The organism is Pseudoblastomonas aquimaris, assembly GCF_035481675.1.
In the GTDB taxonomy this organism is placed as follows: domain Bacteria; phylum Pseudomonadota; class Alphaproteobacteria; order Sphingomonadales; family Sphingomonadaceae; genus Alteriqipengyuania_B.
In genome coordinates this window covers 1240147-1266206 of the sequence record NZ_JAYJJW010000001.1, presented here as the reverse complement: position 1 = coordinate 1266206, position 26060 = coordinate 1240147, and the positions used below count along the sequence as shown (strand labels likewise).

The 26060-nt window shown below is 66.9% G+C and carries 26 protein-coding genes; 17 read left to right on the top strand and 9 right to left on the bottom strand.

Annotated features, from left to right (window positions below):
* Positions 1 to 100: 100 nt before the first annotated feature.
* On the bottom strand, positions 101 to 2446 hold the full coding sequence (locus VCJ71_RS06225) for an LPS-assembly protein LptD (protein ID WP_324639828.1): 2346 nt from the start codon (positions 2444 to 2446) through the stop codon (positions 101 to 103).
* Positions 2447 to 2555: 109 nt separating this feature from the next.
* Here VCJ71_RS06225 and VCJ71_RS06220 point away from each other — a divergent pair, with 109 nt between their 5' ends.
* The 6 genes from VCJ71_RS06220 (at position 2556) to VCJ71_RS06195 (ending at position 6104) form a co-directional block, all read left to right on the top strand.
* On the top strand, positions 2556 to 4004 hold the full coding sequence (locus tag VCJ71_RS06220; protein ID WP_324639827.1) for a leucyl aminopeptidase: 1449 nt from the start codon (positions 2556 to 2558) through the stop codon (positions 4002 to 4004).
* Between the two features lie 18 nt (positions 4005 to 4022).
* Positions 4023 to 4190 carry a DUF2256 domain-containing protein gene (locus tag VCJ71_RS06215; RefSeq protein ID WP_324639826.1) on the top strand — a complete coding sequence of 56 codons (168 nt, stop codon included), beginning with the start codon at positions 4023 to 4025 and terminating at the stop codon, positions 4188 to 4190.
* Entirely contained in the window at positions 4187 to 4624 is a 438-nt protein-coding gene (locus VCJ71_RS06210) for a DNA polymerase III subunit chi (protein ID WP_324639825.1), read from the top strand. Before VCJ71_RS06215 ends, VCJ71_RS06210 begins: the two co-directional genes overlap by 4 nt.
* Before the next feature lie 86 nt (positions 4625 to 4710).
* Positions 4711 to 5133, top strand: a complete 423-nt coding sequence (ndk, locus tag VCJ71_RS06205) for a nucleoside-diphosphate kinase (RefSeq protein ID WP_290135803.1) — start codon at positions 4711 to 4713, stop codon at positions 5131 to 5133.
* Between the two features lie 98 nt (positions 5134 to 5231).
* Positions 5232 to 5621 carry a nuclear transport factor 2 family protein gene (locus tag VCJ71_RS06200; RefSeq protein ID WP_324639824.1) on the top strand — a complete coding sequence of 130 codons (390 nt, stop codon included), beginning with the start codon at positions 5232 to 5234 and terminating at the stop codon, positions 5619 to 5621.
* 60 nt (positions 5622 to 5681) lie between these two features.
* Entirely contained in the window at positions 5682 to 6104 is a 423-nt protein-coding gene (locus tag VCJ71_RS06195) for a YybH family protein (RefSeq protein ID WP_324639823.1), read from the top strand.
* Here VCJ71_RS06195 and purN read toward each other — a convergent pair.
* Positions 6073 to 7050: a phosphoribosylglycinamide formyltransferase gene (purN, locus tag VCJ71_RS06190; protein WP_324639822.1), complete on the bottom strand. Its 978-nt coding sequence runs from the start codon at positions 7048 to 7050 to the stop codon at positions 6073 to 6075. The two genes, VCJ71_RS06195 and purN, sit on opposite strands and share 32 nt — an antisense overlap.
* Positions 7043 to 8140, bottom strand: coding sequence for a phosphoribosylformylglycinamidine cyclo-ligase (gene purM, locus VCJ71_RS06185; protein ID WP_324639821.1), 1098 nt, complete (start codon positions 8138 to 8140; stop codon positions 7043 to 7045). Before purM ends, purN begins: the two co-directional genes overlap by 8 nt.
* Positions 8141 to 8208: 68 nt before the next feature.
* Between purM and VCJ71_RS06180 the strand changes: the two genes are divergently transcribed.
* From VCJ71_RS06180 to VCJ71_RS06165, 4 genes are all read left to right on the top strand, one after another.
* Positions 8209 to 9507, top strand: a complete 1299-nt coding sequence (locus VCJ71_RS06180) for a heavy-metal-associated domain-containing protein (protein ID WP_324639820.1) — start codon at positions 8209 to 8211, stop codon at positions 9505 to 9507.
* A gap of 10 nt (positions 9508 to 9517) precedes the next feature.
* Positions 9518 to 10129 (top strand): HdaA/DnaA family protein, encoded by a 612-nt coding sequence (locus tag VCJ71_RS06175; protein WP_324639819.1) that lies wholly within the window; start codon positions 9518 to 9520, stop codon positions 10127 to 10129.
* Between the two features lie 74 nt (positions 10130 to 10203).
* The gene (epsC, locus tag VCJ71_RS06170) at positions 10204 to 10914 is read left to right on the top strand and encodes a serine O-acetyltransferase EpsC (protein ID WP_324639818.1); all 711 of its coding nucleotides are present in this window, start codon (positions 10204 to 10206) and stop codon (positions 10912 to 10914) included.
* Complete coding sequence (locus VCJ71_RS06165; RefSeq protein WP_290135796.1) at positions 10914 to 11270, top strand: DUF2794 domain-containing protein; 357 nt, start codon at positions 10914 to 10916, stop codon at positions 11268 to 11270. The genes epsC and VCJ71_RS06165 overlap by 1 nt, the downstream gene beginning before the upstream one ends.
* A gap of 60 nt (positions 11271 to 11330) precedes the next feature.
* On the opposite strand, the gene VCJ71_RS06160 is transcribed toward VCJ71_RS06165, so the two are convergent.
* From VCJ71_RS06160 to VCJ71_RS06150, 3 genes are all read right to left on the bottom strand, one after another.
* Positions 11331 to 12389 (bottom strand): hypothetical protein, encoded by a 1059-nt coding sequence (locus tag VCJ71_RS06160; protein ID WP_324639817.1) that lies wholly within the window; start codon positions 12387 to 12389, stop codon positions 11331 to 11333.
* A gap of 72 nt (positions 12390 to 12461) precedes the next feature.
* A complete protein-coding gene (locus VCJ71_RS06155) occupies positions 12462 to 13370 on the bottom strand; it encodes an SDR family NAD(P)-dependent oxidoreductase (RefSeq protein ID WP_324639816.1) in 909 nt (302 codons plus the stop codon).
* Between the two features lie 137 nt (positions 13371 to 13507).
* Positions 13508 to 14191 (bottom strand): HAD-IA family hydrolase, encoded by a 684-nt coding sequence (locus VCJ71_RS06150; RefSeq protein WP_324639815.1) that lies wholly within the window; start codon positions 14189 to 14191, stop codon positions 13508 to 13510.
* Between the two features lie 62 nt (positions 14192 to 14253).
* Between VCJ71_RS06150 and glmU the strand changes: the two genes are divergently transcribed.
* The 6 genes from glmU to VCJ71_RS06120 are packed head-to-tail and all read left to right on the top strand — an operon-like array spanning position 14254 to position 20819.
* Positions 14254 to 15618, top strand: a complete 1365-nt coding sequence (gene glmU, locus VCJ71_RS06145) for a bifunctional UDP-N-acetylglucosamine diphosphorylase/glucosamine-1-phosphate N-acetyltransferase GlmU (protein ID WP_324639814.1) — start codon at positions 14254 to 14256, stop codon at positions 15616 to 15618.
* On the top strand, positions 15615 to 15941 hold the full coding sequence (locus VCJ71_RS06140) for a low molecular weight protein tyrosine phosphatase family protein (RefSeq protein WP_324639813.1): 327 nt from the start codon (positions 15615 to 15617) through the stop codon (positions 15939 to 15941). Before glmU ends, VCJ71_RS06140 begins: the two co-directional genes overlap by 4 nt.
* Positions 15942 to 15972: 31 nt before the next feature.
* The gene (locus VCJ71_RS06135; protein WP_324639812.1) at positions 15973 to 16200 is read left to right on the top strand and encodes a ribbon-helix-helix domain-containing protein; all 228 of its coding nucleotides are present in this window, start codon (positions 15973 to 15975) and stop codon (positions 16198 to 16200) included.
* Positions 16197 to 16562, top strand: coding sequence for a PIN domain-containing protein (locus tag VCJ71_RS06130; RefSeq protein WP_324639811.1), 366 nt, complete (start codon positions 16197 to 16199; stop codon positions 16560 to 16562). The genes VCJ71_RS06135 and VCJ71_RS06130 overlap by 4 nt, the downstream gene beginning before the upstream one ends.
* Before the next feature lie 19 nt (positions 16563 to 16581).
* Positions 16582 to 18405, top strand: coding sequence for a glutamine--fructose-6-phosphate transaminase (isomerizing) (glmS, locus tag VCJ71_RS06125; RefSeq protein WP_324639810.1), 1824 nt, complete (start codon positions 16582 to 16584; stop codon positions 18403 to 18405).
* A 56-nt stretch (positions 18406 to 18461) separates the two neighbouring features.
* On the top strand, positions 18462 to 20819 hold the full coding sequence (locus tag VCJ71_RS06120; RefSeq protein ID WP_324639809.1) for a putative bifunctional diguanylate cyclase/phosphodiesterase: 2358 nt from the start codon (positions 18462 to 18464) through the stop codon (positions 20817 to 20819).
* 3 nt (positions 20820 to 20822) lie between these two features.
* On the opposite strand, the gene purQ is transcribed toward VCJ71_RS06120, so the two are convergent.
* A complete protein-coding gene (gene purQ / locus VCJ71_RS06115; RefSeq protein ID WP_324639808.1) occupies positions 20823 to 21500 on the bottom strand; it encodes a phosphoribosylformylglycinamidine synthase subunit PurQ in 678 nt (225 codons plus the stop codon).
* A 2-nt stretch (positions 21501 to 21502) separates the two neighbouring features.
* Positions 21503 to 21736 carry a phosphoribosylformylglycinamidine synthase subunit PurS gene (gene purS / locus VCJ71_RS06110; protein ID WP_290135787.1) on the bottom strand — a complete coding sequence of 78 codons (234 nt, stop codon included), beginning with the start codon at positions 21734 to 21736 and terminating at the stop codon, positions 21503 to 21505.
* A 130-nt stretch (positions 21737 to 21866) separates the two neighbouring features.
* On the opposite strand from purS, the gene VCJ71_RS06105 reads away from it, so the two are divergent.
* Positions 21867 to 23081 carry a bifunctional alpha/beta hydrolase/OsmC family protein gene (locus VCJ71_RS06105; RefSeq protein WP_324639807.1) on the top strand — a complete coding sequence of 405 codons (1215 nt, stop codon included), beginning with the start codon at positions 21867 to 21869 and terminating at the stop codon, positions 23079 to 23081.
* A gap of 3 nt (positions 23082 to 23084) precedes the next feature.
* Here the strand turns inward: VCJ71_RS06105 and VCJ71_RS06100 are convergent, their stop codons facing one another.
* The gene (locus VCJ71_RS06100) at positions 23085 to 25940 is read right to left on the bottom strand and encodes a M16 family metallopeptidase (protein WP_324639806.1); all 2856 of its coding nucleotides are present in this window, start codon (positions 25938 to 25940) and stop codon (positions 23085 to 23087) included.
* Positions 25941 to 26060 lie beyond the last annotated feature (120 nt).

Genomic DNA, 26060 nt, shown 5'->3' with positions numbered 1-26060 from the left:
GCAAGCCTTGGCGAATGCCGGCTTAACCGCAGCTTAGTGCATGATCTGCCCGGGCCGATACCGCATCGGCCCCGCGGTGCCAAGCGGCACGCAGGCGCGCTTACCGGAAACCGAGGTTCTTGAGGTTGATATAGACCTGGTAGGTGTTGCCGCGCTCCACGTCGCCGGTCGCGAAATAGTCGCGCCGCCAGGTAAAGCCCATTTCGATGCAATCGTCCTCGTACGCCACGCCGAGGCGGGTGCGCAGCGGGTCGAAACCGTCGGCCGTGAAGCTGGGATCTTCCTCGCGGTCCGTCAGGTTGAACACGCCGGAGCCGAACACCGACCAGTAATTGGCAAAGGCATAGCGGCCGGCGAGGCGCAGTTCCTCGCGGTCCTGCAGATCCTCGATGTTGATGGCGATGTCGCGGTTGAGGCGCAGGTAGCCGACTTCGACATAGGTCCGCCGCGTTCCAACCGTGGCGTCGAATTCGTTGCGGCGGACGGCCAGATCGTCCTTGTCCAGCCGGAAGCGATGGGTGAACTGGACGAAATCCTTGTAGCGCACCTCCGTCCGCCCGACGATGTCGCTGACCCGTTCGGACAGGCCGGTGCCGTCGGGCAGGATGTCGTCGCTGGACGTCAGGCGATAGGACTGGCCCAGAGTCGCCAGCACGCGCCAGCCGGGCGCGGTGAATTTCCAGTCGAAGCCGTAAGTGACGCGCACCCCGTCTTCCACCCGGTCGTAGCCGGGGAAGCGGTTGAGCGCGAAGAGGTTGGAATCCTCGAGGTCGATCGCGCGGGCATCCTCGTTCGGGATGGCAAGGTTGCGGATCGGCGGGCTGGCCACAAGCTGGACGCGCGGGGTCAGCACCTGCGTGCCGCCGAACGCCTCCCCGACCAGCGGCCATTTCACGTCGACTGCGCCGAGCGCCACGAAACGTGTCTGCCAGCCTTCCTCGCCCCGATAGAATTCCGTGGGGCTGAGCAGGTTGTCGCCGGAATGGTAGACATCGCCCCGGGCCAGCGCGGTGACGGTCACTTCCTGGCCCATGGGCAGGATGCCGCGCCGGTCCCACCGCGCCCCGGCAAACGCGCGCTGCGTGTCCTGCCCGTCGGTGCGCAGGATATTGAGCGAATTGGCCTGCAGCTCGACCTTGCCGCCCAGCAGCGGGTCGGACAGGCGCTGGCGGAAATCGATCGCCGGGATGGCGAAGGGGACCTCGCCCTGGTCGTCGCCGAACCGCAGCGTCTGGAAGGCCCAGCCCGCGATGGAGAGATAGCTGTCGTCGTCGATCCGCTCGACCTCGATGGTGGAGCGCAGCCGGTCGTCGCGGCTGATGTCGTAACGACGCAGGAAGGTGCGGTCGCTCGCCACGCGGATTGATCCGGTGGCCGACCAGTTGGGATCGAACTGGTAGCGCCCGTTGGCATAGACATAGCCGCGCCAGGATTGCTCCGGATCGCCGGGATTGTTGCCGATCGGGATGCGGCTGGAGCGGGTGAGGTAGCCGGTTGCCTGGAACGCGCCCGTTTCCCCAAGCTGGCGGTATTGCGCGGACACCATCGGCGGCGCGCCGGTGTAAAGATAACCGGAGGCGGTGAGGTCGCGGTTCTCCGCCAGCCGCCAGTAATAGCTGCCCGACACCTCCAGCCCGTTGGAAGCCGACAGGCGCAGGTTGGGCACGAGGATGCCCGAACGCGGGCTGCCGTCGGTGGAAATGGCTAGGCCGGGCAGCGGCAGCACGCGCTTGCCGAACAGCTCGAGATAGGCGCCGCGGAAATCGATCTCCTGCGTGTCGGGATCGTAGACAACGCGGTCGGCGGTGATGCGCCAGCTGGGCTTCTTGGCGCAGCCGTCCGGCCCGGTGATGGCGCAGGCGGAATAGGCCGCGCGCTCCAGCACGATGGCGCCGTCCTCGCCGCGCGATCCCTGCACCGCGGCCAGCCGGCCCCCGGCGCGCAGGGCGAGGAGAAGGTTCTCCATCGCGCCGACGCGCAGGTCGCCGTCGAGTTCCACGCTGTCGGTGTACAGCTGGTTGCCGTCCGGATCGACGACGCGCACGTCGCCCTCTGCACGGATCACGCCGGTCTCGCGGTTCCAGACGATGCGGTCGGCGATGACCGAATCGTCCTCGCTGCGCAGGATGACGTTGCCCGATGCGGTGACGATCTCGGGGTCGGAAAGATACTCGATCGTGTTCGCTTCGAACTCGATCTCGCGCCCGGCGAGCGGGTTTTCTTCCGCCGCTACGGCCTCGACGGGCGGGGCCTGCTGCGGTGCTTCCTGCCCCGGTTCGGCACGGTCGATCTGGTCCTGCGCGGTATCCGTGCCCGGCGCCGCGCCCTCCTGTGCCTGCGCGCCCAGCGGCAACAGCAGGCCCGCCAATGCAGCAAGCCCGGCGGTGCGCCGATGCGGACTGGGGGCAGGCAGGATCGGCAGCGCAGGCTGCGGGTCGCAGGGCATGGCTTGCCTATCGCACCGGCGATGCCTAAGCGCAACGCCGTGAATTGCAGCGCGTGAAAAATGGCCGCAGGGCCGTGGTTTGCGCGCCATCCAGCCGGAGCCCGACCCCATGAAAATCACTTTCGACCAGTCCCCCAGCGGTGCGGCAATGCCCTATGCACGGCTTGCGAAAAAGGACCACCTGCCTGCCGACCTGCCCAACGCGATCGCCAGGGGTGCGGAGCGGAGCCGGTTCACGGGCGCCGCGGGGCAGCTGTTCGAAAGCTTCGCCGATGGCGAGGACGGCGTGCACCATGTCGTGCTGGCCGGGATCGGCGATGCCAGCCCCACCAAGCTGGAAAAGGCCGGCAGCGCGCTCGCGGCGAAGTTCATGACCTCGGGCAACGAGGCCATCGCCATCGATTTCGGCGGTAGCGGCCTCGATGCGGGCGGCGCGGCGTCCGTGCTGCTGGGCGCGGTCCTGCGCGGCTGGCGCTACGATGCGCACCGCACCACGCTGAAGGACGACCAGAAGGTCAGCCTGCAGACGATCCATGTCGTCGGCGCGCCGGAAGGGATGGACGCCGCGTGGGACGATGCCGCCGCCGTGGCCCAGGGAATCGAATTCGCCCGCGTGCTGGTGACGGAACCGGCCAACGTTATCTTCCCGGTCAGCTATGTCGAACATTGCCGCAAGGCTTTCGAAGGCACGGGTGCGGAGCTCGTCGTGCTCGACGTGGCGCAGATGGAAGAGCTCGGCATGGGTTCGCTCCTCGGCGTGGGGCAGGGTAGCGAGCAGCCTTCGCGCATCCTCGCGGTCAAGTGGATGGGCGGCAACGCCCACGATGCCCCCGTCGCCTTCGTCGGCAAGGGCGTCACGTTCGATACCGGCGGCATCAGCCTGAAGCCGGGCCCGGGCATGGGCGACATGAAGTTCGACATGGGCGGCAGCGCGGCAGTGGTCGGCGCGATGCTGACGCTGGCGAAGCGCAAGGCGAAGGCCAACGTCGTCGGAGTGGTCGGGCTGGTCGAGAACATGCCCGACGGCAAGGCCCAGCGCCCCGGCGATGTTGTGAAATCCATGTCCGGCCAGACCATCGAAGTGCTCAACACCGATGCCGAAGGGCGGCTGGTGCTGGCCGACGTGCTGACTTGGACGCAGCGCGAGTTCAAGCCGGCGCGCATCGTCGACCTCGCCACGCTGACCGGGGCCATGATCATCGCGCTCGGCAACGAACACGGCGGGCTCTTCTCCAACAACGACGCGCTGGCCAACGACCTGCTCGCCGCCGGCACCGCGACTGGCGACAAGCTGTGGCGCATGCCGCTGTCGCCGGAATACGACAAGCAGATCAACAGCCCGATCGCCGACATGCAGAACATCGGCGGCAAGGGCGCAGGCTCCATCACGGCAGCCCAGTTCCTGCAGCGCTTCATCGAGAACGACACCCCCTGGGCGCATCTCGACATCGCCGGCATGGTCTGGGCGGACAAGCCCGGCCACGTGTGGGGGAAGGGAGCGACCGGATACGGCGTGCGCCTGCTCGACCGCCTCATCCGCGACACGGTGAAAGGGTGATATCCGGCCTTGGGTAAGATGCGGAAAAAATCTGATCTGCCCACCAAGACCTGCGCGTCGTGCGGCCTGCCGTTCGCCTGGCGCAAGAAGTGGGAGCGGGACTGGGACAACGTGAAGTTCTGTTCCGACCGATGCCGCCGGGCGGCCAAGTCATCCGACAAGGCTGCGAGCGGGGCCGACGCATGAAACTCGGCTTCTATCTCGTCGCCGACATGCCCCTTGAAAGCGCGATCGCGCAGATCGCGGCCAAGGTGCTCGAAGGCGGCAACCGCATGCTGCTGGTGGCGCAGGATGCAGATTTGCGCGCGCGGCTCGACAGGGGTCTTTGGACCGAGCAGCCGCAGGAATTCTTGGCGCATGGAGAGGCGGGCGGGCCGCACGATGCGCGCCAGCCGATTCTCATTTCCGAGGAGTGCGAGGCCGCCAACGGGGCAACCTTCGTCGGGCTTGCGGACGGGCGCTGGCGCGATGCGGCGCAGGGTTTCGAACGCGCGTTCCTGTTCTTCGACGAGGACGGCCGCGACGCGGCACGCAAGACGTGGAAGGCGCTGGAAGATCGCGACGGGCTGGAACGCGAGTTCTTCGCGCGCGAGGACGGGCGCTGGGTGAAGAAGGGCTGAGCGCCTATCCGCTTGCCTAACGCCGCACCCGGGGGTAGTGGCGCGCGCAACAATTTTCCCCCTCAAGACAACCCAAGGAAATCACCATGGCGGTTACCCGCACCTTTTCGATCATCAAGCCCGATGCCACCCGCCGCAACCTGACCGGCGCGGTCACCAAGATGCTGGAAGACGCCGGCCTGCGCGTCGTCGCTTCCAAGCGCATCCAGATGACCCGCGAACAGGCCGAAGGCTTCTACGCGGTGCACAAGGAACGCCCCTTCTTCGGTGAACTGGTGGACTTCATGGTCTCGGGCCCGGTCGTGGTGCAGGTGCTGGAAGGCGAAGACGCCGTGAAGACCAATCGCGACGTCATGGGCGCGACCAACCCGGCCGATGCCGACGAAGGCACGATCCGCAAGACCTATGCGGAGTCGATCGAAGCCAACTCGGTCCACGGGTCGGACAGCGACGAAAACGCGAAGATCGAAATCGAATACTTCTTCGACGACAGCGAGATCGTCGGCTGATTCTTCGCTGAATCAGGCGCTTCTCGAAAGGGGGTCGGACGGGCTGCGTCCGGCCCCCTTTTGCGTTATATTGGCGGTGCCGACTCGGAGGGACGCCGATGGCCAGAGGGATCAGCAACCGCAAGATCGATGTCGCGATGCAGCTCGTCGCGGCCCTCAACACGCGCAGCCCGGACCGCGTCTGCGAGCTGATCACACCCGATTGCCGCTTCATCGACAGCACTGGCGGCGCGATCGAGGGGGCTCCCGCCATCGAAGCTGCGACGAAGAAGTTTTTCGAGCTGGATCCGACTTTCCGGCTTGAAATCAGGAGCAGCACGGTGCGGGGCGACGAAGCCTTGCTGAGCGGTCGCAGCCGCTCCAGCGAACCGTCGCTCAATCACGATACGCTCTGGCGCATGAAGGTGCGGGACGCGAAGATTGCCGAGTTCCAGAGCTTCGGCACACAACCTGTGCGCCTGTCGCAAATCCTCAGCTCAGCAAATTAGCATTTGATATATCGGGGGCGCCATCCTCGCTTATTTTCGAAAGCTGTGTAGAAGGTTCTAATGTTGTTCCGCCGAAAAGCCAGCGTCGCCGCCTTGATCGACGCCTTCAACGCGCATGATCGCGCGGCGGCGGAAGGCCTGCTTGCCTCCGATGTGCGATTCGTCGATCGCGACGGGGTCGAACTGGTCGGGCGAGAGGAAACTCTCGCCCTGATGGACCAGATGTTTGCATCGCCCCGCGGCTTTCGCCACCGGCTCGACCGCATCACGCGCCGCGCAGGGGCCGATCTGGCGACACTTACCGTATTCCACTCGCTCGCGCCCGAAGGCGAGCGGTTGCTCTGGCGCGTGCGCTACAAAAGTCGCAAGATCGCATTCCTGGAAGCTTTCAGGGACGGCGCGATGGAAGGAATGGCTTCGCTATTTCCGAGCGCGAGAGCGGATGAGCGGCCTACAACTCTGCCGCTGCGCGCTGCAGGCTAGCCAGCCGTTTGGGCGCCACTGCCGCCCAGCTTCGCTCCAGCCAGTCTTCCACCGATTGCCAGTCGAGCCCGGGCCGGTCGAGGATCACGCCGATCCAGCCGCTCGCGCCATAAAAGGCAGGCTTGAAATAGGCCTCCGGCGCGCGCTCGATCAGGCTTTCCATTTCGTCCGGCCCGCTGGTCTTCACCAGCAGCGCGATATGCTCGCTGCCGTGGTGGCGGTCGTTGAAATAGGCGAAATACTTGCCGCTCTTTCCCGCAGTGCGCCAGCCGGGCGCACCGTGGCTGGCCCGCTCTTCGGCTTCGGGCAGGGCGAGGGCGCGGGTCCGGACCTGCTCCAGCAGCCAGTCGGCGCGGTAGGCGCGCGAGACATATTCGCCCAGCACGCGCGGGTAGAGCTGGTGTTCGGCGAGGCGGACCCGCGCGGCAAGGTCATCCGCCGTGTCGCCATCGCGGATCGCGACGGGTAGCTGGCCCAGGACCTCGCCCGCATCCAGCTCCGGCGTGACGAGGTGGACCGACACGCCGCCGTGGCTGTCGCCCGCATCGATGGCCCGCGCGTGGGTGTCCAGCCCCTTGTATTTCGGCAGCAGCGAGGGATGGATATTCAGCATCCGCCCGCGCCACTTCGCAACGAAATCGTCGGTCAGGATGCGCATGTAACCGGCCAGCGCGACATAGTCCGCACCGCTTGCACGAATGGCCGCGTCCATCGCCGCATCGTGCTCCGCCCGCGCCATCCCCTTGTGCGAAAGGGCGCAAGTCTCGAGGCCCTCCGCATCGGCCAGCGCGAGGCCTGCGGCATCGGGATCGTTGGATGCGACCAGCACGATCTCGTAGGCGGCACCCGGCAGGCGGCTGGCATAAAGCAGCGCCGCCATGTTGCTGCCTGCACCCGAAATCAGCACGGCCACGCGCGCTTTCGGGGTACGGGCGAAGTCAGCCATCGTGCCCGGCAGACCAGTCGGCCTTGGCGGACCAGGTGCCCTGCGATCCGCGCACGGTGCAGCCACTGGTGCCGCTTTCCACGCTGCCGACCACGAAGGCGCCTTCGCCCTGCGCGCGCATCAGTTCGAGGAAATCGTCCGCCTTGTCGGGTGCGACCGCCACCACCATGCCGACGCCGCAGTTGAAGGTGCGGGCCATTTCCTCGGGCTCGATATTTCCTTGGCCTTGCAGGAAGGCCATGAGCGCGGGCTGCGGCCAGTTATCGGCATCGACCACGGCGCGCGCGCCTTCGGGCAGGACACGGGGAATATTTTCGAGCAGGCCGCCGCCGGTGATATGCGCCATCGCCTTCACCATACCCTTTCGTACGGCGGGCAGCAGGCTCTGCACATAGATGCGCGTCGGTTCGATCAGGTGGTCGATCAGCAAGCGCTCGTGATCGAAGGGGGCGGGGCGGTCGAGCTTCCAGCCCTTGTCCGCCGCCAGCCTGCGCACGAGCGAATAGCCGTTGGAATGCACGCCGGAGGAGGCGAGGCCGACCAGCACGTCGCCCGCGGTCACGCCTTCACCGGTCAATTGCTCGCCGCGCTCCACCGCGCCGACGCAGAAGCCGGCGAGGTCGTAATCGCCCGAGGCATACATGCCGGGCATCTCTGCGGTCTCGCCGCCGATCAGCGCGCAGCCGGCCTGCTTGCAGCCTTCCGCAATGCCCGCGATCACCCGCTCCGCGACGCCGTTCTCCAGCTTGCCGGTGGCGAAATAGTCGAGGAAGAACAGCGGCTCCGCGCCCTGCACGATCAGGTCGTTCACACACATGGCGACAAGGTCGATGCCCACCGTGTCGTGCCGGCCCGTATCGATGGCCAGCTTCAGCTTGGTGCCCACACCGTCGTTGGCGGCCACGAGCAGCGGGTCGCTGTATCCGGCCGCCTTCGGGTCGAAGAAGCCGCCGAAGCCGCCGATTTCACCATCGGCGCCGGGGCGCGCGGTCGCTTTCACCAGCGGTCCGATCGCCTTCACCAGCGCATTGCCCGCGGCGATCGATACGCCCGCGTCTTCGTAGGTATAGGAGGAGTTCTTGCCACTCATTGCTTCGCCTTAGCCTTTCGCGCTTGGATTTCCACTCGGCTTTGGGCAAAAGGCGCTGACTTTCCCCGATGACGACCATTCTTCCGCCTCTTCCCCGCATCATGCACCTGTCCGCGCGCGCAATCGGCGTGCTGCTGGCGGGCGCCCTGCTGCTGGTCGCGCTGGTGGCGGTGCGGGCTCAGATCGAAGGCGACCGCGGCATCCAGCCGCGCGCGCAGTCGACGGATATCGAAGTCGGCGGGATCGAGGTCGATGTTACGGCGGACACCGCGCAGGAAGCGCGCGAGAAGGGCTGGACCGAAGCCGCGCGCCTCGCGTGGGAGAAGCTGGAAGGCCCGCAAATCTCCGATGGCCAGCTCAACTCGATGGTCGCCGGCATTTTGATCGAGCGCGAATCGATCGGGCCGAAACGCTACATCGCCACGCTGGGCGTGGTGTTCGACCGCCAGCGCGCCGGCGGCATGCTGGGCCAGGGCAGCCAGGCCAAGCGTTCCGCACCGATGCTGATGCTGCCCGTCCTCAACGAAGGCGGCGTCTACACGATGTTCGAAAGCCGCACCGAATGGCAGCGCGCCTGGGCGGAAGCGAATTTCGGGTCGAGCCCGGTCGACTACGTCCGGCCGAGCGGGGCCGGGGGCGAATCGCTCCTGCTGACCTATGGCCAGACCGGCCGCCGCAGCCGTGTGTGGTGGCGCAACATCCTCGACCAGTTCGGCGCATCCGACGTCCTCGTCGCCATCGCCGAAGTGACGAGGCGATATCCCGGCGGACCGGTGGAAGCGAACTTCGTTGCCCGCTATGGCCCCAACAACGCATATCTCGGCAGCTTCCGCCTGAAAGCCGCCAACGATGCCGCCATCCCTGCCATGTACGAGCAGGCGGTCGCCCGCTTCGATCGGATCTACAGCAGGGCGCTGGCCGACGGGAAGCTTAGCCCCGACCCGACGCTGGGCCGCCAGTCGCTGAGCCTGAGCCCCGAATGGCGCGCCGCGCTCGACCAGCTGCGGGCGAAGAACCAGGCGCAGGCCGATGCCTCAAGCGGCGCATCGCGCAGCAGCAGTTCTTCCGGCAGCGGGGACGGTGCGGCCACACCTTCGCCCACGCCCACTGAAACGGCGGCCTCGGTGCCGACCGCGACATACGTGGTCCAGTTCGCCTCGCCCGACGGTGCGGCATTCGATGCCGCGCTCGGTTCGGTCCGCGGTACGCCCGGCGTCGGCGCCGCTTCGGTGAGCTCGACGGCGATCGGTGGCATCTCGGTCATGCGCGTGACCTATACCGGCGACCTGTCGGCTCTGGCCGCGGCCTTGCGGGCGCGCGGCTGGAATGTGACGCAGGGCCCCAGCGCGCTCTCCATCACGCGCTAGGGGCGCGCCGGTGAGCCAGATCGCCCTTCCGCTGGAGCGTGCCGGAAAGGCCGCGCCTTCGCGCATCGTTCTCGGCCCCGCCAACGCCCATGTGGCGGACGCGATTTCCGACCCGTCAAACTGGCCTTTCGGCACCGCGATCCTCCTCGGCCCGCCGCGATCCGGCAAGTCGCTGATGGGCGGCTGGTTCGTGCAGCAGGGCCTTGGCACCACCATCGACGGCGCGGACGCGATGGACGAGACCGCGCTGTTCCACCGCTGGAATCGCGCCCGCGAAGGGGGCGAGCGGCTGCTGCTGATCGTGGACCGCGAAAGCTGGGACATTACCCTGCCGGACCTGCGCTCCCGCCTCGGCGCGGCGCTGCAGCTCGAAATCGGCGCGCCCGACGACGCGATGCTCGCCGCGCTGATAGAGGAACATGCGGCCATGCGCGGCCTTGCGCTGGGCGAAGAAGCCACCAGATACCTCGTGCCCCGGATGGCGCGCAGCTTTGTCGGGGCGGAAAAGATCGTGGCCGAGATCGACCGCATCAGCCTGGAGCGCAAGAGCCCGCCGTCGCTGGCAGTCTGGCGCGCCGCGCTGGAGGCGGTCGAGGGACCGGAGGCACCGCACCTCCTGTAATCGGGCCGGGTCCTTTAACGCGGCCGGGGCCGGCAAACTTGCGCGATGCGCGCCGAAGTGAAAGGATTGCCGCGATGTTCGAAAAACTCGTCGCCTTTCTCGATTCCATCAAGGCCCGCGACCCGGCGCCGCGCAGCCGCTGGGAAGTGCTGCTGTATCCCGGCGTCTGGGCGATCTTCTACCACCGCATCGCCCACTGGCTGTTCGGCGGGAAACTGTTCTTCCTCGCCCGGCTGGTGAACCACTGGTCGCGCATGGTGACCGGCATCGACATCCATCCCGGCGCCAAGATCGGCCGCCACCTGTTCATCGACCACGGCTTCACCGTGATCGGCGAAACGGCGGAGATCGGCGATGACGTGACGATCTACCAGTGCGTGACGCTGGGCGGCACCAACCCGACCAACGGCGTGCCGGGCAAGCGCCACCCGACGCTGGCCGACGGCGTGATCGTGGGCTCCGGCGCGCAGATCCTGGGGCCTATCACCGTCCACGAGCGGGCGCGGATCGGCGCCAACGCGGTGGTCACCGACGATGTGCCCGAAGGCGCGACGATGATCGGCCTCAAGGCCCGCTCCACCCTGATGCCGGTGGAAGAATGGGCGCGCGAATTCATGCCCTATGGCACCCCGTGCGAGGAACCGTGCCCGCCGTGCCCCGAATTGCCCGCGGATGTGGATGGCCGCATCGCCGAACTGCAGGCACAGCTGGCGGAGGTTTCCGCCCAGTTGCAGGAATTGCGCGCCGAAAGGGAGCCGCAGCGATCCACGGGGACCGATAGCTGATGGCGGGACTGAACGATGCGGCGCGGATCGTGCCGTTTCCGGGGCGCCAGCCGCAGCAGGTGGGGTTCGAACGGCTGGAGTTGCAGCGCATCCTCGACCTCTACGGCCGCATGGTCGCCGCCGGCCAGTGGCGCGACTACGCGATGGACTTCACCCGCGACGTGGCGGTCTTCGCCGCCTTTCGCCGCGCGGCGGAACGCCCCGAGGTGCGGATCGAAAAGCGCCCGGCGCTGCGCATGAAACAGGGCATGTGGGCGCTCGTCGGCGAACAGGGCCAGATGCTCAAGCGCGGGCAGGAGCTCGCCAGCGTCCTCGCCCCGATTGAGCGGCGGCTGTTGAAGTCGGTGGATTCCTGACGCGAAAAGGCCCGGCCGCGCAATCTGCGCAGCCGGGCCCATCTGTTTAAGCGCGAACGCTCAGGCCGTAGCGGGCAGGCGCATCGTCATGTCGCCCGGCAGCATGTCCACCACCTTCGCGCGGATCGGGGTCCAGAACGCCGACAGGGTCAGCAGGGCGGAGCCGATGACCAGCGCGGTCAGCGCGACGTTCAGTTCGATCACGCCGAACGTGTTGAACAGCGTGGTCAGCGCCACCAGCACATAGGCGAGGGCGGAGACCAGCAGCGCCCGGCGGTCGATCGCCAGCGCCACCAGCGCGAAAAACAGGTAGATCGCCAGCACGGCAAGGGCGCCGCCGATGCCGATGGCGTCGCCTTCCGTCACGCCGATCAGAGTGAACAGCGGGTGGGCCAGCATCGGCGCGGCGAGCAGGTGCAGCCAGAAGGCAACGTCGCTGCGGCGCGTTGCGCGGGCCGTATCGCTCATGTCCCAGCGCATTGCGAGGCCGAACACCACGAGGCCGGCCACGAAGACCAGCGACAGCAGCGTCGTCTGCCCGTCGCTGTTTTCCGGCACCAGCGCCACCATGAGGAGGCCGATGACGGTCGCCGCGACGGCAGCGGTGCCGCCGGCGATGGTGATCGGCACCATGAAGCGCCTCCAGTGCAGCCATGCGGCGAGGGCGGTCAGGATCCCGGTTACGGCGATAGCAAGCCCGGCAACCCAGCGGGTCGGCTCGCTATCGACGAACAGAAGCACGAAGCTGCCCACGAACATGAGCGCCGTCCCGCCCAGGAAGGCGAGCAGCAGGATGATGCTGGGCAGGGCCATGCGGCGGCTGCGGGTGAAGACTTCGGCAAGGCCCCAGGCCGTGCCTGCGACCAGAAGGCCGATCAGCGGGGACGGGCCCATCAGGCTGGGGATCATGGCCTCGCCGATCGCGCCTGCCGCGAACAGCATGATGACCACGCCGATGGACACGAAGATGTCGTTGAAGCCGGTGATCAGGCGGAAATGTTCCGCATCGGCGGGCATGGCGCCGCGCTGGTCGGCCACGTGGCGGCGCAGCGCGTCGGCTGCGGCCGCGGTGATGGCGCCTGCCTTCACCGCGGAATTGAGATCGGATTGCGAATACATGCAGGTCTACTCCCCCTGAGAATGCGAGGGGCGTAGACCTGCTGTGTTATCGTGTCAATACAGTGTGGCGGTTCAGCCTGCCATCTTCTTCTGCATCGCGGTCATGATCGCGCCGGACTGTTCCGCACCCGAGTTCGGGATGGTCATCGGCTCGGTCTTCGAAATCTCGTCCCAGTGGGCGGCGAAACCTTCGACCGTGCGATCGTCCTGGTCCAGGATGACCGGCGTGTTCATCGTCACGAAGGCGGAGTGATAGCCGCCTGCACCCGCGCCCACGATGGCGTTGGTCGGCGCATCTTCGCTGACGAGGTAGAGCGCCGCCGGGACGACGTTCTCCGGGCCGAGCATCTTGAACATGGCTTCCGGCATGATGTCCTCGGTCATGCGCGTCGCGGCGACCGGTGCAAGCGTGTTGACCTTGATGTTGTACTTCGCCCCTTCGAGGTAGAGCGTCTTGGTGAAGCCGGCGAGGCCGAGCTTGGCCGCGCCGTAGTTCGCCTGGCCGAAGTTGCCGAACAGGCCGGTGCTGCTGGCGGTCATCAGGATGCGGCCATAGGCCTGCTCGCGCATGGTTTCCCACACGGCCTTGGTCACGTTGGCGCTGCCGTTGAGGTGCACGTCGACGACGATCTTCCAGTCGTCCATCGTCATCTTGGCGAAGCTCTTGTCGCGCAGGATGCCGGCGTTGTTGATCAGGACGTGGACGCCGCCCCATTCTTCCTTCGCCTTGGCGACCATTTCTTCCATCTGCGCAAATTCGGTCACGCTGCCGCCGTTCGAAATGGCAGTACCGCCGGCTTCCCTGATTTCCTCGACCACTTGCAGCGCGGCGTCGGAATGGCCGGTGCCGTCGCGCGATCCGCCGAGGTCGTTGACGACGACCTTGGCGCCGCGGCGGGCAAGTTCGAGCGCATATTCGCGGCCCAGGCCGCCGCCGGCGCCGGTGACGATGGCTACGCGGTCTTTGAAGCTGATGGACATGGGGGTGTCTCCTGTCGTGAAACTGGCTGAATTCTGCGGGGTCGATGGCATGCACCGGCGGTCAATTCAACCGCGCGATTAACGTAAGCGTCAATCCGCCCCGTTTCCGTAACGGCAGGCCGGACGAATGGGTCCGGTCAAAGCGCTTTCAGGGCGGGGATCAGCTCGCCGAAGCCGCGAATCACCGCGTCGCCGCCCAGTTCCCCTGCCGGGCGGTCATTGTATCCCCACCCGGCCACGAGCACCGGAATGCCCGCCGCCTTTGCCGCATCGACGTCGTAGGAACTGTCGCCGATATAGGCCATGCGCCCGCCGCCGCATTCCTCGCGAATGTGGAGCAGGGGATCGGGCATCGGCTTGGCGCGGTATTGCCCGTCGGCGTCCTTGCCCAAGCTGTCGCCGCCGACCAGAAGCGCGAAATGGCCGAGGAGGCCGAGGTCCCCCAGCAGCGTGCGGGCGAAGCTTTCGAATTTGTTGGTCACCACCGCCAGCGTCACGTCCATTGCCGCGAGCGCTTCCAGCGCCTCGACGCAGCCTTCGTAGGGGTGGGAATGGACCGAGACATGCTCGCCGTAATAGGCCAGCAGCGCCTTGTAGTACGGCTTGAACCCGTCGGCCGGCATTCCGCCGGTGCGCTCCAGCGCCTGTTTCAGCAGCATCTTGGCCCCGCCGCCGACCATCTCGTGGATATTATCGAGCGGCACCGGCTGGCGCCCGGCCAGCGCCAGCGCATGGTTCACGGCCGCGCCCAGGTCGCCGCTGGTGTTCACCAGCGTGCCGTCCAGGTCGAAGCCCACGATGTCGAAGGGAAAATCGCTCATGGCGCCGGGACCTGCCCGTGCATACTTCAATCCGCAACCCTTTGGTGGCATGGGCGCTTTCCATGAGCACTCAGACACGATCGATCGCCGCCGTCATCCTCGCCGCGGGCAAGGGCACCCGCATGAAGAGCGACCTGCACAAGGTCCTGCATCCCATCGCCGGGCGTTCCATGGTCGAGCACTTGCTCGCCAGCGTGGAGAGCTTGTCGCCGGAGAAGCTGGTCGTGGTGACGGGCGAGGGGCGCGAGCAGGTGGAAGAGGCGTTGGCGGGCCGCTGCGACTTCGCCCTGCAGATGCCGCAGCACGGCACCGGCCATGCGGTCCAGCAGGCGAGGGATGCGCTCGCCGGCTTCGAAGGCGACGTGCTGGTGATGTACGGCGACGTGCCTTTTGTGCGCGCGGCCACGATGCAGGCGATGGTCGACCGGCTGAACGAGGCGGACAGTCCGGCGGCGGTGGTGCTGGGCTTCCAACCGGACGATGCCAAGGCCTATGGCCGCGTGATCGCGCAGCAGGGCCACATCGTGAAGATGGTCGAATACAAGGATGCGAGCGAGGCGGAGCGCGCCTGCACCCTGTGCAATTCGGGCCTGATGGCGGCGAAGGCGGCGGACCTGTTCGCGCTGCTCGACCGCGTGTCGAACGACAATGCGCAGGGGGAATACTACCTGCCCGACATCGTCAACATCGCCATCGGCGACGGACGCAATTGCGCGGTGGTGACGACCGACAAGCCGGAGGAAGTGGCCGGGATCAACAGCCGCGCGGAACTCGCCGCGGCGGAAGCCCAGTGGCAAGCCGACCGGCGCGAGGACGCGATGGCGGGCGGCGTGACGCTGCGCGCGCCCGAAACCGTCTTCTTCAGTTACGATACCGAGCTCGCGAGCGATGTCGTGGTGGAGCCCAACGTGGTTTTCGGCCCCGGCACCAGCGTGGCGAAGGGCGCGAAGATCCGGGCGTTCAGCCACCTCGAAGGCGCTACGGTGGGCGAAGGCTGCGAAGTCGGCCCCTATGCCCGCCTGCGCCCGGGTGCGGTCATGGAGAAAGGCGCCAAGGTCGGCAATTTCGTCGAGATGAAGAAAGCGACGCTGGGCGAGGGCGCAAAGGCCAACCATCTCAGCTACATCGGCGATGCCACCGTCGGCGCGAAGGCGAATATCGGCGCGGGCACGATCACTTGCAATTACGACGGCTATTTCAAGCACCGGACGGTCATCGGCGAGGGGGCCTTCATCGGCTCCAACAGCGCGCTGGTGGCACCGGTGAAGATCGGCCGCGATGCCATCGTCGGCGCGGGCAGCGCAGTGACGCGCGACGTGGGCGACGGTGAATTGCGACTGGTCCGCGGCGAGCAGCTGATGAAGCCGGGCTGGGCCGACCGCTTCCATGACGCGATGCGCAAGAAGAAGGCTGCGGAGAAGAAGTGAAGCGCATCCTCTTCGTCTGCAGCCGGAACCGCTGGCGAAGCCCGACTGCCGAAGAGATTTTTGCAAGCCATCCCGGGGTCGAGACCGCGTCCGCCGGCACCGCGCCCGATGCGGACAACCCGCTGTCGGCCGAGCTGGTCGAATGGGCCGACCTGATCGTCGCCATGGAGCCCGCTCACCTGCGGCGCATCAAGGCAGGCTTCGGCCGCCACATCGGCAGCGTTCGTACTGTCTCGCTCAACATACCTGACAAGTACCGCTACATGGATGAAAAGCTTGTCGAAATCCTGCGCGAGCGCATGCGGCCGCATCTCCCCGATTGACTTGATATCATAGTATGATATCAGCGCCGCCATGCGCACGCTGGTGGAAATCCCGGACGACGACATCAAGTGGCTCGACCGCGTGGCGGAAGAGCGCGGCGTTTCGCGCACCGCGATCGTGCGCGAGGCCGTGGCGGCAATGCGCGCCGGGACCAGCCGCAAGGCGGTCGACGATTTCTTCGGCTTGTGGCGCGATCGCGCGGACATCGGCGAGGGGCTCGGCTTCCAGCGGCGTATCCGCGCCGGCGACGCGCCATGAGCGAAGTGGTGTTTGACAGCGCGATCCTGGTCGATGCCCTCGTCGGCCAAAGCGCCGCGCGGACGGAGATCGTGCGCAGTCCCGAACGCTGGATTACCCGTCTCGGCTGGACCGAAGTGCTCGCCGGGGCGAAGGGCGATGCCGCGCGGATCGAGGATTTCCTGTCCCACTTCAAGGTCATCGAACTGACCGAGGAAATCGCCCGTCGCGGCGCGGCCTTGCGCGAACAGCGCGCCGCCATGGCGCTGGCCGATGCCATCGCGCTCGCCAGCGCGCAGGTGACCGGGCGCATTTTCGTGACACGCAATCTCGCGGCGTTCCCGGCCCAGATGCCGGGCGTTCGCATTCCCTATACGCTTTGACAGAGAAGGCCTTGTAACCATGTGCGGAATTATCGGAATCGTCGGCAGTCAGCCGGTTGCGGATCGGCTGGTCGATGGCCTCAAGCGGATGGAATATCGCGGCTACGACAGCGCCGGCGTGTGCACCGTGCATGATGGCGAGCTCGTGCGCCGCAGGGCAGAGGGCAAGCTGTCCAACCTCGTCGAAGTGCTGAAGAAGGACGATGCGCCGGGCGATATCGGCATTGCGCATACCCGCTGGGCCACCCACGGCGCGCCGACTGCCAAGAACGCGCACCCGCATGCGACCGAGCACCTGGCGCTGGTCCACAACGGCATCATCGAGAACTTCAAGCAGCTGCGCGACGAGCTGCAGGCGAAGGGCCGCACTTTCGAGAGCGAGACCGATACCGAGGTCGTCGCCCACCTCGTCTCGCAGGCTTACGAGGACGGTGCATCGCCGCGCGATGCGGTGAAGGACGTGCTGCCGCGCCTGCGCGGCGCCTTCGCGCTGGCCATCGCGTTCAAGGACCATCCCGACATGCTGATCGGCGCGCGGCTCGGCTCGCCGCTGGTGGTGGGTTACGGCGAAGGGGAGACCTACCTCGGCTCCGACGCGCTGGCGCTGGCGCCGCTGACGCAGCGCATCACCTATCTGGAAGAAGGCGACTGGGTCGTCATCACGCGCGACGGCGCGACGATTTACGACAGCGAGAACAACGAGGTGACGCGCGAAGTCGTCGCTTCGGGCGCGACCGCCGCCGCGATCGAGAAGGGCAATTACCGCCACTTCATGCAGAAGGAGATTTTCGAGCAGCCGACCGTGGTGGCGCAGACGCTCTCCTCCTACGTCCGGCGCGACGACGGCACGGTGGCGCTGCCGCAGATCGACTTCGACCTGTCGGCCATCAACCGCGTCACCATCGTCGCCTGCGGCACGTCCTATTACGCCGGGCTTGTGGCGAAATACTGGTTCGAACAATTCGCGCGCCTGCCGGTGGACATCGATGTGGCCTCCGAATTCCGCTATCGCGACCCGGTGCTGGAGCCGGGCGGGCTGGCGCTGTTCATCTCGCAGAGCGGGGAAACGGCGGACACGCTGGCCGCGCTGCGCCATTGCAAGGAAAACGGCCAGACCATCGCGGTGGTCGTCAACGTGCCCACCAGCACGATGGCGCGCGAGGCGGATTTGCTCCTGCCCACCCACGCCGGCCCGGAAATCGGTGTCGCCTCCACCAAGGCCTTCACCTGCCAGCTGGCCGTGCTGGCGGCGCTGGCGGCGCACATGGCGGTGAAGCGCGGACGCATCGACCGCGCGGAGGAGCGCGAAATCGTGCGCCACCTGATCGAGGTGCCCGCCTGCCTCAACGCCGCGCTCGCCCATGACGAGGATATCGCCGCCATGGCGCACCTCATCGCCCCGGCGCGCGACGTGCTGTACCTGGGCCGCGGGCAGGACTTCCCGATCGCGATGGAAGGCGCGCTGAAACTGAAGGAAATCAGCTACATCCACGCCGAAGGTTATGCTTCGGGCGAGATGAAACACGGCCCCATCGCGCTGATCGACGAGGCGGTGCCGGTCATCGTGATCGCGCCGTCCGGCCCGCTATTCGAAAAGACCGTGTCGAACATGCAGGAAGTGAGTGCGCGCGGAGGCAAGATCGTCCTGATCTCGGACGCAGAGGGGCTGGAAGAGGCGGGCGAGGGGTGCATGGCGACCATCGAGATGCCCAACGTGCACACGCTGATCGCCCCGCTGGTCTACGCGATCCCGGTGCAGCTCCTCGCCTATCACACGGCCGTTGCAAAGGGCACGGACGTCGACCAGCCGCGCAATCTGGCAAAGTCCGTAACCGTCGAATAATTCGCTCGATTTCGGGGGAAAGGTTTACGCCCCCATAACCCTTTCCCGTTACCCGCATGCTGGTGACGGGCGAACGCAACGACATTCCGGCCTTGCCGCGGGATTTTCCGGCCGACGCACTGCTGGGGCTGAAGACCCCGGCAGGCGCGGACTGGGCGCGGGTGCGCGGCATCCAGCATGCAGGGCTCGCCAATTCCAGTACCCTGTTCCTGATCGCCAACGCGGTGGCGGGGCTGGTGGCGATCGCCATGATCGCTTTCGACCTGCCGCTGCTGCTCACCGTCGCCTGGGGCGCCGCCCTCGGCTTTGCGCTTTGGCAGGTGTGGAAATCGGACGGCATGCTTGCCGATGCCGACCGCAACGGGCTGCCCGCAGGGGCGATGCGCCGCAACGCGGTCGTTTCCGGCGTGCTGGGAGCGGTCTGGTCGATGCCGGCCATCGCCATCACCCTCCTCGGCGGATCGGTCGATGTCCTCATGCTGTGGACCATTTCCGCCACTCTAATCGCGGCGGCGATGGTGATCCGCTCGAGCGCGCCTGCAGGCACGGCGATTTTCGTCGCCGCCATCGGCGTGCCCCAGGTCGCGGCCTTCCTGCTTACCGGCGACCTTGTCATGGCCGCCGCCAGCATCGGCTTCGTCGGGCTGGCGCTGGTCGGCATCATCCGCAGCGCCCGCTCCTACCTGAAAGTGCGGGTGGCGGAGGCAGGCGTGGCGGAAAAGGACGAAGTCGTCTCCATGCTGCTGCGCGAATTCGAGGAAGGCGACGCCGACTGGCTGTGGCAGATCGACCGCCAGCGCCGCATCCATTCCGCCAGCCCGCGCTTCGCCTTTGCGCTGGGCGGGGAGCCTGCCGGCTACAACGGCACTTCTTTCATTCAGGCGATCGCCGGCAAGGCATGGGAAACGGGCCAGTTCCCGCCCAGCCTGCACGACCTGGCCGAACGGCTGAAAAGCCGCGCCAGCTTCTCCAACCTTCTGGTGCAAGTCGCCATCGGCGCCCAGCGGCGCTGGTGGGAGCTGTCGGGCACGCCCGTGTTCGACCAGCAGGGCAAGTTCACCGGTTTCCGCGGGGTCGGCTCCGACGTCACGGAACAGCGCGAATCGTCCGAGAAGATCGCGCGGCTCGCCCGCTACGACACGCTGACGGGCCTGCCCAACCGGCTGATGCTGACCGAAACGCTGGCCGACGCGATGAAATATGCCGAGCAGTGGCGCACCCGCTGCGCTTTCCTGATGCTCGACCTCGACCGGTTCAAGTCGGTCAACGATTCGCTCGGCCACTTGGTCGGGGACCAGCTGCTCGCCAGCGTGTCCGACCGCTTGCAGAGCCTGATGGGCGACGGCGAGATGGTGGGCCGGCTGGGCGGGGACGAATTCGCCATCGTCATCCGCGATGCCGGCAACAAGGCGCGGATCGAAGAGCTGGCGCAAGCGGTCATCGGGCGCCTGTCCGAACCGTACGAGGTCAACCGCCACACGCTCTATGTCGGGGCCAGCGTCGGCAGCGCCTTCGGCCCGCGCGACGGCGACACGGTCGAGATGCTGATGCGCAACGCGGACCTCGCGCTCTATCGCGCCAAGGACGAGGGCGGCAGCGCGCATTTTGCCTACAAACCGGAATTGCACGCCCATGCGGAGGAACGGCGCAAACTGGAAATCGCCCTGCGCGGCGCGCTGGAGCGGGACGAGCTGACGCTCGATTTCCAGCCGGTCGTCGATGCGAAGACCGAAAGCATCGCCAGTTTCGAGGCCCTGCTGCGCTGGAACAGCCGCGATCACGGGTTCGTCAGCCCCGCGAAATTCATTCCCCTGGCCGAGGACACGCGCCTGATCGTGCCCATCGGCGAATGGGTGATACAGCGCGCCTGCGAGGAAGCGACCAAGTGGCCCGAGCATGTGCGCGTCGCGGTCAATGTGTCGGGCGAACAACTGCTCGATCCCGCGTTCTCGGACACCGTGGTGCGCGCCTTGTCGATGAGCGGCCTTGCTGCAAACCGGCTGGAAATCGAGGTCACCGAAAGCATCTTCCTGCGCGACGGGACGACGGCAGGCGCCACGCTGGAGCAGATCAAGGGCCTCGGCTGCTCGGTCGCGCTGGACGATTTCGGCACCGGCTACTCCTCGCTCGGCTACCTGCGCAAGGTACGCTTTTCCACCATCAAGGTGGACCGCAGCTTCGTGCAGGGCGCCAGCGCCGGCAGCGACGAAAGCCTCGCCATCATCAAGGCCGTGGTCGCACTGGCCGACAGCCTAGAGATGAACACCACCGCAGAAGGCGTAGAGACCGAGGAGGAAGCGGCGATGATCCGCGCGCTCGGCTGCAACAAGATCCAGGGATATTACTTCGGCCGCCCGATGGGCGCCGCCGACGCGCTGGCGTTATTCCGGCGGCAGCGGGCCGCCAACGCGTAAGCGTCAGGCGTCGACGAGGCTTTTCACCACGCTTTCGAACAGGGCGCGGCCGTCGGTACCGCCATGCGCATCCTCGATAGCGCGTTCCGGGTGCGGCATCATGCCGAGCACGTTGCCGGCGGCATTGAGCACCCCGGCGATATCGCGCGAGGAACCGTTGCAGTTCTGCACGTAGCGGAAGGCCACGCGCCCGTCGCCTTCGATCCGGTCCAGCGTGTCCTCGTCGGCGTAATAGTTGCCGTCATGGTGCGCGACCGGGATCCGGATGCGCTGGCCGCTTTCGTACCCGCCGGTAAACAGCGACTGGCTGTTTGCGACTTCCAGTTCCACCGTGCGGCAGACGAAGGTGATCTGGGCGTTGCGCATCAGCGCGCCGGGCAGCAGGCCGGCTTCGGTCAGGACCTGGAAGCCGTTGCACACGCCCAGCACCGGGACGCCGCGCTCTGCCTGCTTCTTCACTGCTGCAAGGATGGGGCTGTTGGCCGCCATAGCCCCGCTGCGCAGGTAATCGCCGTAAGAAAAGCCGCCGGGCAAGGCGATGAAGTCGAGCCCGTCCGGCAAGTCGGCATCGCCGTGCCAGACGCGGTGCGGCGCTGTGCCGGACACCTGCTCCAGCGCCACCGCCATGTCGCGGTCGCAGTTGGAGCCGGGAAAGGTGATGACGGCGGAACGGAAGGCCATCGTCAGCCCACCTTCTCGACGCGGTAATCCTCGATCACCGTGTTGGCGAGCAGCTTGCGGCACATCTCGTCGATCGCTTCGTCGCTGGTGTCGTCGGCGACATCCATTTCCACCGTGCGGCCGATGCGGACATCCTCGACGCCCGAAAAGCCGAGGCCTTCCAGCGCATGGTGGACGGCGCGGCCCTGCGGGTCGAGCACGCCGGGTTTCAGCGAAACGAGGATGCGAAGCTTCATGGCCGGGTGCGTGCCTTGTACCAGTGTGGAGGTTCGCAGCCGCCTATGCCGCGCGGCGCGGAACGGCGCAACCGTGTGGGCGGTTGCCATGAACAGAAAGCGCGGCGAGAATAAGGGGGGGAGGACCGAGATGATAGCCACCGAGACTTTCACGTTCGAAGGGCGGGCCGGCCAGCGGCTCGACGGGCGGCTGGAACGGCCGCTCTACGGCCAGCCCCACGCTGCCGCGCTGTTCGCCCATTGCTTCACCTGCACCAAGCAAAGCCGTGCGGCGACCCGCATTGCGGCGGCGCTGGCGGCGCAGGGCATTGCCGTGCTGCGCTTCGATTTCACCGGGCTGGGCGGCAGCGAAGGCGATTTCGCCAACGCGGGCTTTACCGCGAATATCGACGACCTCGTCGCAGCGGCCGACGCGCTGGAGGCGGCAGGCCTGCCGCCGAAACTGCTCGTCGGGCACAGCCTGGGCGGGGCGGCCGTGATCGCGGCGGCGGGCAGGATCGCCAGCGCGGCCGCCATAGCCACCATCGGCGCGCCTTTCGACACCAGCCACGTGTTCGGCCATTTCGGCGACGCGGTGGACGCGATCGAGCGCGACGGGGAAGCCGAGGTCCGGATTGCCGGACGCCCGTTCCGCATCGCGCGCGACTTTCTGGAACAGGGCCGCAACCAGCCGCAGGCGGAACGCCTCGGCACGCTGGACCTTCCCCTGCTGGTGATGCACGCGCCGGACGACGACACGGTCTCCGTCCACGACGCGGGCGAGATTTTCCGCGCGGCGAAACATCCCAAGAGCTTCGTCGCGCTGGACGGGGCGGATCACTTGCTGACCGAGCCGGGGGCGGCATCCTATGCCGCCGGTATCGTCGCGGCATGGGCCTCGCGCTACCTGCCCGCGCCGGAGCCGGAGCAGGTCGCCCTGTCAGGTACGGTCGAGGTGGAGACGGCGAGCGGGAAGTTCGCGCAGTTCGTGCGCACCGCCACGCACCAGTTCATCGCCGACGAACCGGTCAGTTACGGCGGACGGGACGACGGGCCGACGCCCTACGATTTGCTGCTCGCCAGCCTCGGCACCTGCACGTCGATGACGATCCAGATGTATGCGGAGCGCAAGAAATGGCCGCTCGAAAGCGTGCGTATCGAGCTGGAGCATTCGCGCGATCACCAGCAGGACTGCGTCGATTGCGACAAGGACGGCACGCAGATCCAGGCGCTCGACCGGGCGATCGAGCTGACGGGGGACCTGACTGCAGAGCAACGGGAAAAGCTGATGGAGATCGCCGACCGGTGCCCGGTTCACCGGACGCTGGAAGGCGACCTCCATATTCACACGACCTCTATCGGCTGACGCTCATTCCGCGGCAGCCGCAGCCGGCAACACGCGGATATCCGCGCGGCGTTCCGGCACCAGGTACTTGTTCGCCAATGCCATGATGTCGGCGGCGGTGATGCCTTGGAGGATGGCTTCCTCCTCGCGCGCCCGGTCGAGCCGGTCGGGCTCGCCCTGTGCGGAGGAAGCGACGCCCAGCCAGAAGCCGTTGTCCTTCCGCCGCTGGCGCACCCGCTCCAGCAGCGGCTGGCGAGCGCGCAGCAGCATGTCGGCGCTCACCGCTTCGCTACGCAGCCGTGCGGCCAGCGTCGGGATCAGCTTCTGCACCTGGTCCACCGCATCGGGGGAGACGACCGCAGCCACCGATAGCTGGCCCGTATCCTCGAAATCGCTCGACATCGAATTGTCGACCAGCGGGCTGTAGGTCGCGGCCAGTTCCTCGCGCAGGGTTTCGGTGGCGTAGATGTCGATCACTTCCTTCAGCAGGCGCATCGTGACTTCCTCGCGGAAGTCGCCATCGTCGGCGGTGCGCCAGACGCTGCCCGCCATGGCCTGGTCGGCCGGGCCGCCGTGGGTGAAGGTCGCCACCTCGTCGCCCGACAGGTCGTTGTAGGCGACTTCGCGCTGCTCGCTGTAATCGGGCGTCACGTCCGCACGGGTGGGAAGCGCGCCGAAGCTTTGCGCGACCGCCGCGATGACCGCGTCGGCATCCATGTCGCCGACCACCGCGATCTCGATCGGCGCGTCGGCCGCGTTGGCGGTAAAGGGCGCGCGGATCGCCTCCAGGCTGACGGCCTGCAACTCTTCCTGCGACGGGAAGGCGAAGCGCGGGTCGTCGGTCAGCACGCCGGTGCTTTCGAATTGGAAGACCAGCGGGGGCTGCGAGGTGAGCTGCGCGTAAACCGCCCCGATGAACGATGTGTAGCGGCTCTGCGCTTCCGGCCGGAAACCCGGATCGGTCAGGTAGGCGGCGGCCACCTTCATCTGCAGCGCCAGGTCGGCGGGCGTGGTGGCCCCGTTCACGACGAAATCGTCGGTGCCGGCAGCGAAGCCGGGCGTCACCTGCCTGCCGACCGTTACCTGCTGGATATCGTCGAAGCTGTGCGCGGCAGTCCCCGCCTGCGCCGCAACCAGCTGCAGCAGCAGCGCTTCACCGGGGCCGGCATCGCCCAGCGCGAACTGGCCGCCCGACATCGCCACGTTGAAGCGCACGCGGCCCGGTTCGAAATCGGTCTGCTTGATGTTGAGCTTCACATTGTTGGCAAAAGTGACGGTGCGGATGCCGAGGTCTTCGATCACCGTGTCCGCCACCACGTCGCCCGGCCCGTCGCCGAAGCTGTCGTAGGCGAAGGTGGCGACCGCCGCATCGACGGGCGCTTCCACCGCAACGGTTGCCGCCTTGGCAAAGGCGGCAGCGACCGCTTCCTCGCCGCCTTCGACGGATTTTGCATTGATGGTGATCAAGGGCGCGCTGCCGGTCCACAGCCGCTGGAACGCCTCGTTCACGGCGGGGAGGGTGAGCGTCTCCTTCATCGCCCCGAACAGCTGGTAGCGCCACGCCGGGTCGGTCACGAAATCGTTCTCGCCAGCGACATTGACGATGGCATCGGCCAGCGCGCGCGTGCGGCGCGCATCGGCCTGCTCCGCCCCGCGGCGATAGCTCGCCTCTGTGTTGGCGATCGCTTCCTGCAGCTCGCTGGCGGTGAAGCCGTACTGCAGCGCACGGCGCAGTTCGTTTTCGGCAATCGCGAGGCCTTGGGCCCACTGGCCGTCACCGGTGCCGATCGACAGCATGGTCAGTTCCGTCACGGGATCGAACGCCTCCGTCACCACCCCGCCGCCCAGCAAGGGGGAGCCCTCGCTGTTGGCGAGGCGTTCCAGCCGGCGGTTCATGATCGAGGTGGCGAGGCTTTCCAGCGTCTCGGCTCGGCGCTCTGCCAGCGTATCGGCCGGATCGGTGTAAGGGCGGGCGACGGCGATCACGACGTTGGAGGAAGATGCCGGATCGGTGAACACGCTGAAGGCGGCTGCGCGTTCGAGGTCGACGCGGCCGATGTCGGGCTTGCCGCCTGCCTCGCCCACGCCTTCCCAGTCGCCGAACGTGTCGACGATGCGCGTTTCCATTGCCGCGACATCGAAATCGCCGACCACGACCAGGGTGGCGTTCTCGGGGCGGTAATAGCGGTGGTAGAGCGACTTCAGCCGCTCAGCCGGCGCTTCGCGCAGGACCGTGTCGAGACCGATCGGCAGGCGGTCGTCATAGAGCGATTCCGGCAGCTGGAATTCCAGCCGGTCGATCAGCGCGCGCAGGGCGACATTGTCGCGCTGGCGGCGTTCGCTGGTGATGATCTCGCGCTCCCGGTCGACCGCCTCTGGCGCGAAAGTCGCGTTCCCGGCGGCCTCGCGCAGCAGGAACATCGCCGTGTCGATCGCCTCGTCCGTCGCGTTGGGCGCGTCGAGCTGGTACACCGTCTCGTCGAAGCTGGTGTAGGCGTTGGTGTCCGCGCCGAAGGCCAGGCCCTGCCGCTCCAGCAGCGCGACCATTTCGCCTTCGGGCACGTTGGTCGATCCGTTGAAGACCATGTGTTCGATGAAATGGGCGAGCCCGCGCTCGTCCTCGGCTTCGTAGAGCGATCCGAATTCGAAATGCAGGCGGAAGCTTGCCGCGCCTTCTGGCGTGTCGTTCTGCCGGATGGCGTATTTCATCCCATTGGGCAGCCTGCCGTAGGTAATCGAGGGATCGGGCTCGACGTCGGTCTGTTCGACGCCCCATGCTTCGACCGGGGCTTCCTGCGCGAACGAAGGCGCCGCGATGGCGAGCAGGGATGCGATGGCGGCGGCAGAGGCGCTGCCCTTGAACATGCGAACGGATTTCATCGGTACTGACCCCGGATATGGCAATAATGGTGCAGGCGTGTCGCGGAACCGGAGGCGTGCGACCCCCAATTCCTAACGCGACAGCCTAATTTGCCAAGTCCGGCGTGTCAGCCCGCTGAA

What these genes read in the sequence shown, in the direction of transcription:
- VCJ71_RS06225 (WP_324639828.1), bottom strand. Translation starts at nt 2,446, where the DNA reads ATGCCCTGCGACCCGCAGCCTGCGCTGCCGATCCTGCCTGCCCCCAGT.
- VCJ71_RS06220 (WP_324639827.1), top strand. Translation starts at nt 2,556, where the DNA reads ATGAAAATCACTTTCGACCAGTCCCCCAGCGGTGCGGCAATGCCCTAT.
- VCJ71_RS06215 (WP_324639826.1), top strand. Translation starts at nt 4,023, where the DNA reads ATGCGGAAAAAATCTGATCTGCCCACCAAGACCTGCGCGTCGTGCGGC.
- VCJ71_RS06210 (WP_324639825.1), top strand. Translation starts at nt 4,187, where the DNA reads ATGAAACTCGGCTTCTATCTCGTCGCCGACATGCCCCTTGAAAGCGCG.
- ndk (WP_290135803.1), top strand. Translation starts at nt 4,711, where the DNA reads ATGGCGGTTACCCGCACCTTTTCGATCATCAAGCCCGATGCCACCCGC.
- VCJ71_RS06200 (WP_324639824.1), top strand. Translation starts at nt 5,232, where the DNA reads ATGGCCAGAGGGATCAGCAACCGCAAGATCGATGTCGCGATGCAGCTC.
- VCJ71_RS06195 (WP_324639823.1), top strand. Translation starts at nt 5,682, where the DNA reads ATGTTGTTCCGCCGAAAAGCCAGCGTCGCCGCCTTGATCGACGCCTTC.
- purN (WP_324639822.1), bottom strand. Translation starts at nt 7,050, where the DNA reads ATGGCTGACTTCGCCCGTACCCCGAAAGCGCGCGTGGCCGTGCTGATT.
- purM (WP_324639821.1), bottom strand. Translation starts at nt 8,140, where the DNA reads ATGAGTGGCAAGAACTCCTCCTATACCTACGAAGACGCGGGCGTATCG.
- VCJ71_RS06180 (WP_324639820.1), top strand. Translation starts at nt 8,209, where the DNA reads ATGACGACCATTCTTCCGCCTCTTCCCCGCATCATGCACCTGTCCGCG.
- epsC (WP_324639818.1), top strand. Translation starts at nt 10,204, where the DNA reads ATGTTCGAAAAACTCGTCGCCTTTCTCGATTCCATCAAGGCCCGCGAC.
- VCJ71_RS06165 (WP_290135796.1), top strand. Translation starts at nt 10,914, where the DNA reads ATGGCGGGACTGAACGATGCGGCGCGGATCGTGCCGTTTCCGGGGCGC.
- VCJ71_RS06160 (WP_324639817.1), bottom strand. Translation starts at nt 12,389, where the DNA reads ATGTATTCGCAATCCGATCTCAATTCCGCGGTGAAGGCAGGCGCCATC.
- VCJ71_RS06155 (WP_324639816.1), bottom strand. Translation starts at nt 13,370, where the DNA reads ATGTCCATCAGCTTCAAAGACCGCGTAGCCATCGTCACCGGCGCCGGC.
- VCJ71_RS06150 (WP_324639815.1), bottom strand. Translation starts at nt 14,191, where the DNA reads ATGAGCGATTTTCCCTTCGACATCGTGGGCTTCGACCTGGACGGCACG.
- glmU (WP_324639814.1), top strand. Translation starts at nt 14,254, where the DNA reads ATGAGCACTCAGACACGATCGATCGCCGCCGTCATCCTCGCCGCGGGC.
- VCJ71_RS06135 (WP_324639812.1), top strand. Translation starts at nt 15,973, where the DNA reads ATGCGCACGCTGGTGGAAATCCCGGACGACGACATCAAGTGGCTCGAC.
- VCJ71_RS06130 (WP_324639811.1), top strand. Translation starts at nt 16,197, where the DNA reads ATGAGCGAAGTGGTGTTTGACAGCGCGATCCTGGTCGATGCCCTCGTC.
- glmS (WP_324639810.1), top strand. Translation starts at nt 16,582, where the DNA reads ATGTGCGGAATTATCGGAATCGTCGGCAGTCAGCCGGTTGCGGATCGG.
- VCJ71_RS06120 (WP_324639809.1), top strand. Translation starts at nt 18,462, where the DNA reads ATGCTGGTGACGGGCGAACGCAACGACATTCCGGCCTTGCCGCGGGAT.
- purQ (WP_324639808.1), bottom strand. Translation starts at nt 21,500, where the DNA reads ATGGCCTTCCGTTCCGCCGTCATCACCTTTCCCGGCTCCAACTGCGAC.
- purS (WP_290135787.1), bottom strand. Translation starts at nt 21,736, where the DNA reads ATGAAGCTTCGCATCCTCGTTTCGCTGAAACCCGGCGTGCTCGACCCG.
- VCJ71_RS06105 (WP_324639807.1), top strand. Translation starts at nt 21,867, where the DNA reads ATGATAGCCACCGAGACTTTCACGTTCGAAGGGCGGGCCGGCCAGCGG.
- VCJ71_RS06100 (WP_324639806.1), bottom strand. Translation starts at nt 25,940, where the DNA reads ATGAAATCCGTTCGCATGTTCAAGGGCAGCGCCTCTGCCGCCGCCATC.